The 11,223-nt window shown below is 59.8% G+C and carries 11 protein-coding genes; 9 read left to right on the top strand and 2 right to left on the bottom strand.

Features of this window, described 5'->3' with window-relative positions; genetic code table 11:
- The first annotated feature begins 25 nt into the window (after window positions 1-25).
- From L0F51_RS17395 to L0F51_RS17420, 6 genes are all read left to right on the top strand, one after another.
- Window positions 26-2,695, top strand: coding sequence for an ABC transporter ATP-binding protein (locus tag L0F51_RS17395; RefSeq protein ID WP_234630455.1), 2,670 nt, complete (start codon window positions 26-28; stop codon window positions 2,693-2,695).
- A 16-nt stretch (window positions 2,696-2,711) separates the two neighbouring features.
- Complete coding sequence (locus L0F51_RS17400; RefSeq protein ID WP_128292497.1) at window positions 2,712-3,176, top strand: Crp/Fnr family transcriptional regulator; 465 nt, start codon at window positions 2,712-2,714, stop codon at window positions 3,174-3,176.
- Window positions 3,177-3,178: 2 nt separating this feature from the next.
- Window positions 3,179-4,033, top strand: a complete 855-nt coding sequence (locus L0F51_RS17405) for an MBL fold metallo-hydrolase (protein WP_234630456.1) — start codon at window positions 3,179-3,181, stop codon at window positions 4,031-4,033.
- 164 nt (window positions 4,034-4,197) lie between these two features.
- Window positions 4,198-5,394, top strand: a complete 1,197-nt coding sequence (locus L0F51_RS20220) for an adenylate/guanylate cyclase domain-containing protein (RefSeq protein WP_234630457.1) — start codon at window positions 4,198-4,200, stop codon at window positions 5,392-5,394.
- Between the two features lie 161 nt (window positions 5,395-5,555).
- A complete protein-coding gene (locus L0F51_RS17415; RefSeq protein ID WP_234630458.1) occupies window positions 5,556-6,299 on the top strand; it encodes an SDR family oxidoreductase in 744 nt (247 codons plus the stop codon).
- Window positions 6,300-6,314: 15 nt separating this feature from the next.
- Window positions 6,315-7,322, top strand: coding sequence for an asparaginase (locus L0F51_RS17420; protein WP_234630459.1), 1,008 nt, complete (start codon window positions 6,315-6,317; stop codon window positions 7,320-7,322).
- A 330-nt stretch (window positions 7,323-7,652) separates the two neighbouring features.
- On the opposite strand, the gene meaB is transcribed toward L0F51_RS17420, so the two are convergent.
- Together meaB and L0F51_RS17430 are read right to left on the bottom strand one after the other, a co-directional pair.
- Window positions 7,653-8,639: a methylmalonyl Co-A mutase-associated GTPase MeaB gene (meaB, locus tag L0F51_RS17425; RefSeq protein WP_234630802.1), complete on the bottom strand. Its 987-nt coding sequence runs from the start codon at window positions 8,637-8,639 to the stop codon at window positions 7,653-7,655.
- Between the two features lie 58 nt (window positions 8,640-8,697).
- Complete coding sequence (locus L0F51_RS17430) at window positions 8,698-9,024, bottom strand: heavy metal-binding domain-containing protein (protein WP_234630803.1); 327 nt, start codon at window positions 9,022-9,024, stop codon at window positions 8,698-8,700.
- A gap of 237 nt (window positions 9,025-9,261) precedes the next feature.
- Here L0F51_RS17430 and L0F51_RS17435 point away from each other — a divergent pair, with 237 nt between their 5' ends.
- From L0F51_RS17435 to L0F51_RS17445, 3 genes are all read left to right on the top strand, one after another.
- Window positions 9,262-9,972 (top strand): hypothetical protein, encoded by a 711-nt coding sequence (locus L0F51_RS17435; RefSeq protein WP_234630460.1) that lies wholly within the window; start codon window positions 9,262-9,264, stop codon window positions 9,970-9,972.
- 133 nt (window positions 9,973-10,105) lie between these two features.
- Window positions 10,106-10,795 carry a hypothetical protein gene (locus L0F51_RS17440; protein ID WP_234630461.1) on the top strand — a complete coding sequence of 230 codons (690 nt, stop codon included), beginning with the start codon at window positions 10,106-10,108 and terminating at the stop codon, window positions 10,793-10,795.
- Window positions 10,796-10,844: 49 nt separating this feature from the next.
- A complete protein-coding gene (locus L0F51_RS17445) occupies window positions 10,845-11,183 on the top strand; it encodes a hypothetical protein (protein WP_234630462.1) in 339 nt (112 codons plus the stop codon).
- Window positions 11,184-11,223: the final 40 nt, after the last annotated feature.

Here is an 11,223-nt window from a genome sequence, read left to right on the forward strand (position 1 = left end):
GGACGCGGCAAAGCGGGAGAGAAGCGTGCGGGACGGCGGGCTCGACCGTAATTTCTTTCGCTATATTTGGCGCTACTCCAGGCGTCAGCAGCTCGTCATTCTAGCGATCACGCTGGTTTCTTTCCCGATCCTCTATGTCACGCTGGAGCTTCCCAAGACGATCGTCAATCAGGCGATCGGCGGCAAGGACTTCCCGAAGATCGTCTTCGGGAGAGAGTTTGATCAGATCGAATATCTGATCCTTCTCTCCTTCGGCTTTCTCTTCGCCGTCGGTCTCAACGGCGTCGTTAAGTACGTGATGAACGTCTATAAGGGGCTCGTCGGCGAGCGCACCTTGAGACGCCTGCGCTATCAGCTCTTCGAGCGTGTTCTGCGTTTTCGTCTGCCGCACTTCTCGCGTGCGTCGTCGGGTGAGATCATCGCCATGATCGCTTCTGAGGTGCAGCCGCTCGGCGGCTTCATTGCAGATGCCATCGCCGTGCCGATCTTTCAGGGCGGCACGCTCCTCGTCTATCTCTTCTTCATCTTCATGCAGGACCCGCTGCTTGGTGCTGCGGCTGTCTCACTCTACCCGTTCCAGGGCTGGCTCATTCCGCGCTTGCAGAAGCGTGTGAACATGCTGGCACGCGAGCGCGTACGCAATCTGCGAGAATTGTCGGAGGATGTCGGAGCTTCTATCGCCGGCATCCGCGATATCCATGCCAACAACACGGCCGCGTACCATCTCGCCGAATTCACCAATCGGCTGCAGAGAAATTTCGACATCCGCTACGAGATATTCAAGCGGAAGTTCATGATCAAGTTCATCAACAATCTGATGAATCAGATCACTCCCTTTTTTTTCTATGCCGTCGGAGGATATCTGGTCATCAAAGGGCAGATCTCCTTCGGCGCGCTTGTCGCCGTGCTCGCGGCTTATAAGGATCTTGCATCTCCGTGGAAGGAGCTTCTCGATTATTATCAGAATTTTGCCGATACCCAGGTGAAGTATGTCGCCGTCGTCGAGCAGTTTGATCCGCCCGACCTTTACCCGGTGGAGCGTCTGCACGCCGACCCGGAACTCGATTTTTCAGCTGCGCAAAGCCTCGTTCTCACCCATGTCTCCTATTCGGGTGAGGGAGTCGGGCAGGAAGTGAACGACGTTTCGGCGGAAATTCCGCTCGGTGAAAAGCTCGCGGTGCTCGGTTCTGAAGCGAGCGGTCGCACACAGCTTCTGATGATGATGGCGGGCCTTCTGTCGCCCACCGCAGGGCGAATCGAGATTGGTGGATATAACCTTGAGACGCTGCCTCAATCTGTGCTCGGCCGGCGCGTCGCCTATGCCTCGGCGCATCCGTACATTCTCAATGAGACGATCCGCTTCAATCTGGTTTATGGGCTCCTGCATCGCCCGATCGCGCCGTCCGATGGTGTCGACGAGGCCCTTCTGAGAGCTCGTCTTACCGAAGCCGAACTGACCGGTAACGCATCCTACGAGTATCTGAGCTCATGGGAAGATCTGGCCGAAGCGGGGGTCGGTTCGGTGGAAGAACTCGACCACCGCATCATTGAGAACATCGAAGCCTTCGGCATGAGCGACGAGGTTTATCGCCTCGGCCTCCAGGCGCGTTTGCCGGAGGCGCTCGGCGAGGAGGCCCGCGAGCGTATTCTTTCGGCTCGCAACATGATCGCGGAGAAAGTGATGGCGGGTGGGGCCAAAGCGGATTTCGTCGAGTTTTGGCGCGAAGACAGCTTCAATCGCAGTGCCACACTGGCGGAGAATCTGCTCTTCGGAGTGCCGCGCGACCCTGACGTGACGACCCGCGAGTTGGCGGACGTCCCGGCCTTTCGCGAGGCTGTAAGAGAGGCGGGGCTCGAGGATGTTTTGGTGGCTGCGGGCCGTGATCTTGCCGCCGCCATGGTGGAGCTCTTTTCGAACGTCAGCGGACAGAGCGATGCTCTGGCGAATTACTCCTTCATTCCGATGGACGAGTTACCGGAAGTCGCGCCGGTTCTGCGGCGGGCTAAAGATGGGATCGGCCGTTTAAAGCCGCGCGACCGCGCCCGACTGTTGGGTTACGCGCTGCAACTTGTCCCGGCGAAGCATCGGCTAGGTATCGTCACTCCTGAACTTGAGGCTCGCGTTGTCTCCGCCCGCCCTGACCTCGTGAGAGCGCTGCGGCGCAAAGCGCCCGGTGTCTTCCATTTCTTCTCGCGAGAATCCTTCAACGAGGCTCTGACGGTGGAACAGAACCTCCTCTTCGGGCACTTGCGCGCCGATCGCAGGAAAAGTCGTGAACAGGCGGAAGCTGTCATTGCCGACGCTGTCGAGCGTTTCGAGCTCCGTCCTCCTATTCTGCGGGCGGGGCTTGATTTCCGCGTCGGTATCGGCGGATCGCGTCTGTCTTCGCTGCAGCGGGTCAAAATCGGATTGCTGCGCGGGTTGATGCGTCGTCCGGAGATCCTCGTTGTCGACGATCTTTTCAAAGGCAATGGCGAGGAGGGCGAAGATGCGCGCCTGGGCAAGCTCTTGCAGATGATGGAAGGTCGCACGGTGATTGTCGGAATGACGGGAATGTCCCTCTTAGATCAATTCGATCATTGCCTTAGCTTGCGTGGTGGCGCAATTCTTGCCGATGAGCGGCCTCCGTCACGCTCTCGGTCAGGAACCCGCGGCCGGAACGAAGACGATCCAGATGCGGTCGCTGCCGAATGATGAGGAACGCGCGGTCATGAGCATGGACGAGGAAGTCAGGGCCCTTTCGCGGGTGCCGATTTTCGCTAACGTCGATGTCGCGAAATTGAAGCTTCTCGCTTTTATCAGCGAGCGCGTGGTCTTCCACCCCGGAGAGGTCTTGTGCCGGCAGGGCGAGGAAGGCGACACGGCGTTCATCATCCTGTCCGGGGATTGTGACGTGCTCGTCGATACCGGTCAGGGGCGGAAGAAAATTGCCGAGCTTGGCAGCACGGACATTGTCGGCGAGATTGCCGTCTTGTTTGAGGTGCCGCGCACGGCGACGGTTGTCGCGACGCACACGACCGAGGCCCTGGCTTTGTCGCGCGATCAGATGTTCTCGCTGCTTCGGGAATTTCCCGATGTGGCCTTCGATATCATGCGTGTGCTCGCCCATCGCCTGGAGCGCACGACGCAGGATCTCGCAGAACTGAGGGGGCGGCTGGCAGGCGAAGCGGTGTAAAAATGGAAAACCATACGGGGCTTTCGATCCGTTTCTGGGGCGTGCGGGGCTCTTACGTGGTGCCGGGCGCCAAGACCGTGCGCTATGGCGGCAATACGTCATGCATGGAAATCAAGGCAGGCGGGCAAAGCCTCGTTGTCGATTGTGGGAGCGGTGTGCACGACCTCGGCGAAGCTTTCCTGAGGGAGGGAAAACGTCGAACGACCGTGCTTTTTACCCATACCCACCTCGATCACATTTGCGGTCTGCCTTTTTTCAGACCGGCATACTGCAGGGATTTCGAGGTCCGTTTCGTGGCGGGTCATCTTCTCGCGGATATCAAGCTTCGTGACATCTTTGAACGCTTGATGGATCCCGTGCTCTTCCCGGTTCAGCCGGTCGTCTTCAAAGATTGCGCGTTTCACGATCTGAGTGTTGGAGAGGAATTGGTTTTCGCGGACGGCCTGCGTGTGACCAGTGAGTGTCTCAATCACCCGGGGGGTGCGCTGGGTTACCGCTTCGACTATCGCGGCTCTTCCATCGCCATCATCACCGATCATGAACACGGCGACCAAAGCAAGGACGAGGCCGTGGAGCGTTTCGTCCGCGGCTGCGATATCATGGTCTACGATGCCACATACACGACCGCGGAGTACCGCGACCACGTTGGTTGGGGGCATTCCACCTGGCAGGAGGGGGTGGCGCTTGCGCGCCGAGCCGGAGTCTCCCGGCCCGTGATGTTTCATCACCATCCAGAGCGCTCGGATGACGCTCTTGACCTTCTGCGTGCGCAGATGCGGAAGGTTTATCCGGCTGCAGAAATCGCCTGCGAAGGCATGGTGCTCCATGCTGGGGAGGTGACGGCGCCGGTTGCATGAGCCGAACAACGAAGGCACTCCCGCCTGGCCTCAAACGGCGGATCGACGAACTCGATGAACGAGCCGAGATCCGCATTGGCTGGGCGCAGCTGGCTCTCATCGTCTTTTTCGGTTCGGCTTACGCTTTTCTGCCCCGTGCGGAAGGCTCGGCAGGCTTCAACTTCGTGCCATACGCCCTTGCTGCCTACGCCGTGTTCACGGTCCTCCGGCTTGGTTTGGCTTACCGGCGCCGGCTTGGAACTTGGCTGATCGTCGCCTCGATCGTCTTTGATGTGGCGCTCCTAACGGCAATTATCTTCTCGTATCATGTTCAATATGACGAACCCGCGGCCTTCGTGCTCAAGTCGCCGACAGTTCTCTATTTCTTCCTTTTTATCGCACTGCGAGCGCTGCGCTTTGATCCGACCTTTCTTATCTTGACGGGGGCACTTGCGGTCGCAAGCTGGGTGTCTCTCGTCATCTATGCGATCTATTTTGACCCGGATTTCGCGGGGATCACCCGCAATTACGTGGAATACACCAATGGCTCGAAAGTTCTCGTGGGGGCCGAGCTCGACAAAATCATCGTCATCTCCGCCACCACCTTCCTGCTCGCCTATGTCTTGATGCGCTCGCGCGCACTTCTCGTTTCGGCGGTTCGCGACCACGTGATTGCCGGCAATCTTTCTCGCTTCTTCGCTCCGGAGATTGCCCGCAATGTTGGTGAACAGGAGCCGACGGAACTCGTGTCGGGCGTAGCAACGACGCGCGATATCGCTGCACTCTTTATCGATATTCGCGGCTTCACCGCCCTGGCGGAGGCAATGCAGCCCTCAGACGTGATGGCGCTTCTGACCGGCTACCAGAGTGCGATGGCGACCGTTATTGGTCGCTTTAACGGCCATATCGACAAATATCTGGGTGACGGCATTCTGGCGACTTTCGGTGCGGTGGATGTTTCTCCATGTTACGCCGCCGATGCGCTTCACGCTGCATTTGGCGTCTATGCCGCGGTCGATGCCTTGAATGAAGAGATGGTAAGGGAGGGGCGTGCTGTTCGCCTGCGGGTCGGCTGTGCAGTTGCCGCCGGATCCGCTCTTGTCGGCGTTGTTGGTGGTGCGGAGCGGCTTGAACACACCGTCATCGGCGTGCCGGTCAATCTGGCGGCCAAACTGGAAGATGCCAATCGCGTCGAGGGCACTGCCGGCCTTACCACAAGATCGACGCTCAAACTCGCCAAGCGCCAGGGCTTCGTGACGCCGCAACGCCTTGAGCTCCGCAGAAAGCGACAAGTTGCCGGCCTATCGGGGAGCGTCGACCTAATCGTTCTGAAGAGCGCTCCGATGAGGGCAGAGACGGCCCCGATCAGGGCTTTATCGTAAAGGGGAACGGCCTCTCGCATGCCGCAACTCCGCTGGGAACCTCACTTGTCTGCCGAATAGCGGCGCTTTAACCTCAGATGCATGAGCTGGTGGTTGGCGGCACTAATGAAAGAATGGTCGGAATCGAGCGGACGAGAGGCGCTTCCGCCTGGAGACAGGCTGTGAGCGGCCATGTCGTTGTGGCTGGAGGTGCCTCGGGCATTGGGCTCGCAACCGCCCGACTTCTCGCTCACAGCGGCTTCCAAGTCAGCGTGCTTGATGCCAGCCGCGATTCCCTTGCCGGGGCCGATGCCGAACTCCGGGGCGGAGATGCCCTTCTTCTGGAAGCCGATATCACCGACGAAGACGCTGTCGAGGAGGCGTTGGACGAGGCGGAGGAGACTTTTGGCCCACCGGTGGGACTTGTCAACTCGGCCGGATTTGCCCGCGACCTTTCCTTTGAAGCGACTGATGCGGAAGGTTTTCGCGAGGCACTCGAAATCAATCTCACGGGGTCTTTCATAACCGCCAAGGCCGTCGTGTTGCGCATGGTCGATGGGGGAGCGGTCGTCAATGTCTCCTCGGTGTCTGGACTGCGGGGCTTCCCTGGACGCATCGCCGATGCCGCAGCCAAGGGCGGCCTTATTGCGATGACGCAGGCGATGGCGGCAGAACTTGGCCCCAAAGGTATTCGCGTCAACGCCGTTGCTGCCGGTGCCATCGATACGCCTCATGTCCATCATTTGCACGATGCAGAGATGCGCAGATTGTGGCGCGACCACATTCCTCAGCGCCGCTACGGGGAGCCTGCAGAGGTCGCGGCAGCCGTCCACTTTCTGTTGTCGGAGGCGGGCGGCTACATCAACGGCCATGTCCTTTGTGTCGACGGCGGCTTTCTGGCTGCTGGTATTCTGCGTCCCGATTAGGCCGTGAGCTGAACTATGGAAGATCCCATTCTCGTTGAAGTGACGCGCGGCGGGCGCGTCGAAAGCCGTCACCGTGGTGCATTCGTGGTGTGTGATGCGCAGGGAAGCATGCGCGCCTGCGCTGGTGATGTCGAGCAGGCTGTGTTTCCGCGCTCGGCGGTGAAGGCGCTGCAAGCCTTGCCGTTGGTGGAGACGGGGGCGGCAGATGCCTATGGCTTCGGGCCAGCGGAGCTGGCGCTTGCTCAGGCCTCACATGGTGGAGAGCCCGCCCATGTGGCGCTCGCCCGCGCCATGCTGGACCGCTGCGGCCTGACGGAGGCGGCGCTTTTGTGCGGTCCGCAATGGCCGAGCCACGAGGAATCGATGCTGCATCTCGCCGCAAGCGGCGGCATGCCGAGCCCCCTTCACAACAATTGCTCTGGCAAACATGCCGGCATGCTTGCAGTCGCTGTCGGTTGTGGCTTTGACCCCGCCGGATACGTGGAGCCTGATCATCCTGTTCAGCGTCTTGTCCGCGAAGCCTTGGAAGGCGTGACGGGCGTCGCCCATCCCGTAGAGCGGTCGGGCATCGATGGCTGTTCGTTGCCGACCTATGCCGTGCCTTTGCGCGCCCTCGCGCATGGCTTTGCCCGTTTCGGCACCGGTGCAGGTCTGTCGCCCGAGCGCGCCGCCGCGGCCCAGGCGCTCTTTGCCGCCGCCACCGAGCATCCCTGGTACGTCGCCGGGACCGGCCGTTTCTGTACTCTTTCCATGCAGGCACTCGGCGGGCGTGCGCTCGTCAAGACAGGCGCCGAAGGCGTCTTCTGCGCGGCTTTGCCCGAAGTCGGCCTCGGTATCGCTCTCAAGGTCGATGACGGTGCGACACGCGCCTCAGAAGCCGTGATGGCGGAGATTCTGGCCCGCCTCGTGCCGGAATGTGCGGCCTCATTCGCACCTTGGCGTCCTCGAGAGCTCGTCAATCGCCGCTTGATTCCAACGGGCCATGTGGGCGTGATCGAAGAAGCTTTCGTCGGTCTCAGCTGAGCCGCTTTTCCGCTCCGCGGGATATCTCAAAATGCCGGGCGTCGCGGAAGATCGTCGGCGTCTGCCAGTTCTTCGGCGACTGCACACCCTCTTGCGCTGGGGCGATCGGACCACGCAATTCCGCCGGCGCCTCACCGTGCGGTCCGGGCAAGAGAGTCGCGGGAAGGACTGCGAGGGCTGTGAGGAGCAGCCGGTGAGAGAAAGACGGCTTTTTCATCCGCGCGATCATGGCCCAAGATGTCCCGCGCCAGTCACTTTTGGTTAAGATAAAGTTAATGCAAGGCCGCAAGTTCGCGACGTTGCCTGTGTGCTCGGAGCTTGAGGAGAATCTCATCGCAGCAGGCGCGCCATCGCCTCTTCGGCCGCGGCGGCCGCGCTCTGTCCGCCTCCTCTGACCGTATCTTCGAGTCTTGTGATCTCGTCTTCGAAGCCCGCCAGGACACGTTCGCGGATGCGCTCGTCGAGAATGGCGTGAAACCAAATCACGGCCTGCCGCCTGCGCCGCGCGGCGAGGCTGCCGGTTGTCTCACCTTGTTTGCAGAAGCTGTTGATCGTCTGCCAGAGTTCGTCGAGCCCTTCATTGGCAAGCCCCGAAATTGCCAGTACCGGAACAACCCAGCCATCCGGCCTTGCCCCGAGAATGCGCAAAGCCGACTGCAGATCGCCGGCCGCCTCGCGGGCGCGCGCGGCATTTGTTCCCTCCGCCTTGTTGACGGCAAGGATGTCGGCAATCTCTACGACGCCCTTCTTCAGCCCTTGCAATTCGTCACCCGAGCCGGGCAGGGCGAGAGCCACGAAGACATCGACCATGTCGGCCACGGTCGTTTCTGACTGGCCGACGCCCACTGTCTCCACAATGATGACGTCAAACCCAGCTGCCTCGCAGACGAGCATGGCTTCGCGCGTGCGGGCCGCAACGCCGCCGAGTGTGCCGCCGGTCGGTGAGGGACGGATGAAAGCGTTCGTGTCCTGCGCCAGCCGGCCCATGCGGGTCTTGTCGCCGAGAATCGAGCCACCGGTGCGCGTCGAGGTCGGATCGACGGCAAGGACGGCGACCTTGTGGCCCGCTGCGGTCAGATTGCTGCCGAAAGTGTCGATGAGGGTCGACTTTCCGGCGCCCGGTGAGCCCGTCATGCCGATGCGGATACTGCGCCCGGTTTTTGGCCGGAGTTCTTCGATGAGCAGGGCTGCCTCGCGACGATGGTCCTCACGCCGAGATTCTACAAGCGTGATGGCGCGCCCGAGTGCCCGCCGTTCGCCGGCAACGACGGCCTGTGCAAGAGTTTTGATCGCCTCGGTCTGGTTCTTGTGCCCCATGGTGCTGTGGTAGCTGCCGGGCAGACATGGGTCCATGCCCTCGCGGATGTCTTACCCGTTACTCCACCAAAACCGCGGTGCCGGAGGCCGAGACCATCATCATGCCGCCGCGATCGCCGGTTGAAATTGTTTCATAGTCGATGTCGACGCCGATGATCGCATTGCTGCCGAGTGCCCGGGCTTCCGCCTGCATTTCGGCAAGCGCTGTTTCGCGCGCTTCGCGCAGAGCGTTCTCGTATGCTCCGGCACGTCCGCCGACAATGTCGCGGATGCCGGCAAAGAAGTCACGAAAGACGTTTGTTCCAAGGATGGCTTCGCCGGTAACGACTCCGAAATATTCGCGGATGCGACGGCCCTCGATTGTGGGCGTGGTGGTGACGAGCATATCGGGCTCCTTCAAGCGATGACCGCAATCTGCCGTAAGCGCTGCCAGCTGAGAAGCCCGAGTTTCCCTGGTGTGGGCAGGTGACCGGGATTCGTTCCAATTCAGAGTGTCGTCGAAAGACAACGTTCACGCTTGCAAATGCTGTGTCTATGCAATCATAAATTGCAATAGTAGCCTAAGAACGTCGCCTGGGAGATGCGGCGACCACAGGTTCGGACCTGTAAAACGGAGGATAAAATGGCTGAATATTCAATCACTGTTGAAATGGACCAGAATACCGTCAAGGCCCTTAAGGATTCCGGGTACTATATGTATGGCTTCAAAGCTGTGCGCGGGCAATCCTCAGGCATGCCGACGGTCTGGTTCTCGAGTCAGAACTTCCTCACCGACACAACGCTGACCTGGGAGGAGAACTACCAGGCCTATATCTCGAACGATCAAATCGAATCGAACGTCGTGATCCACGCCTCGGCTAAAGCCGACATCGATCTCGGCCAGACGATGAATGTCGACAATGTCGGCAATGTCAGCGTGACCGGCGAGGGGACGGCCGGCGCGATCTCGATCATGAACAATTCGACGACGCAGTACACCTGCGGCATGTCTCAGCAGAACCCGAGTGGCGACTATACGACCCTGTGCGCCTTCCCGCTCTATGGCAATGGCCTCGATCTGATCGTGCCGATCGAGACGGTGCTGCTCATGTTCGCCACCAAGCCGGTCAAGACCGCGACGGTGATTGCCCAGGCCTTCGCACAGGGCGCTCTGATCGACCTGACCGGTGTGAGCTCCCGCTCGCTGACCTTCGACATCAACAAGGGCTGGGATGCGTCGAGCGCGACGTGGATGAAGAAGATCGCAGCCAACAGCCCCCTGCAGCCTCTCCTGATCCTCCCCCAGGTCAGCGAGAGCAAGGCCGCCAGACGGCTGGTTGCAGCTGCCGCTTGAGCTTCTGTGGCATTTCGCGACAGCTTGGCGGACTGCGATCGGGAGGGGGCGATTGCGCCCCTTCCTTTTTCTCCTGCGAAGCTGAGATTCTCGCCTGGTTGCCAGGTGCCGGGCTTTCTAAGCGGATAATGGCATGGCCTCGCGTAACGTCACCATCGAACTCGATAACGCGACGCTCTCCCAGCTGAGCAAGCAGGGTGCCCGGCTTTACGTGCTCCGTGCCGTGACCTCGGCCGATAGAACCGGCCAACCCACGGTCTGGTACACGAATTCGACGCTTCTCGCGTCCAACTACGTCAGCTGGGACGCGACCTATGAAGCCTATATCTCGACCGATCCACTGACCGCCTACGAGGTGGTTCGTCCCCAATCGAAAACCAAGATCGCGCCCTCGCAGGTGGCGGTCATCTCGGAGCCGGGCACGCTCACCACCCAGACCGGCGATCTTGAGGGGCGGTTCCAGATCGAGAATTCGAGCAAGACGGCCTACACTTGCGGCATCATCGGGGATTCCGCTGTCGGCGGCAATTATTGCGCCTTTCACGTCACTGTCGGTGGCCTCGTTGTCATCACGCCGACCGACAAAGTGTTCTTCATGTTTGCGTCTCAGAAGTTCGATGTCGGGACGATCATCTTGCAATCGTTTGGTGCAGGAATCATTGTCGATGTACCTGCTGGAAATACAAATCTGAATTTCAATATTAACTCGGGATGGAGTGCGGATACGTCTACAAACTTCGAGTTGGTCGCTGCCGGAGAAAAACTTCAAGAAAAGTTAATCATTCCAAGTCAGATGATATTTGCTAGTCAGATGCAGAATTAAAGTATAGATGAAAAAATTATTGTCACATAGGAGAAATAGAATATATTGGATGTTGCAAGTTAACTTGCAGGATGAAGGAGATGCGGAAATGAAAAAACATGTTGTTTCCGGCTTTGCCGCTCTCGCGATGTTGGCCGCGATGGCTGCGCCAGCGGTTTCCAGCGAGACTCAAACCAACGGTTCGACACAGGTGGTAACGGAAGCGTTGAAGAAGCTCGCCCAGGCCGACGATGCGAGTGCCTGCGCCAACATCCCGACGAGCGAACTCGGCCGGTGCACGCTCGACAATCCGCCGGAGGTCCTCAACAACCTCAATTGCCCGGCCTGTTGTGCGCACCGCAATGCGCTGACGTGGATCTCTGCCAACCACAACGTGGCCTGCCAATGAGATAGGCGGCTGAGCACGGCTGTTTCGCTGCTTGAAAAAC

The organism is Afifella sp. H1R (assembly GCF_021462425.1).
In the GTDB taxonomy this organism is placed as follows: Bacteria; Pseudomonadota; Alphaproteobacteria; order Rhizobiales; family Afifellaceae; genus Afifella; species Afifella aestuarii.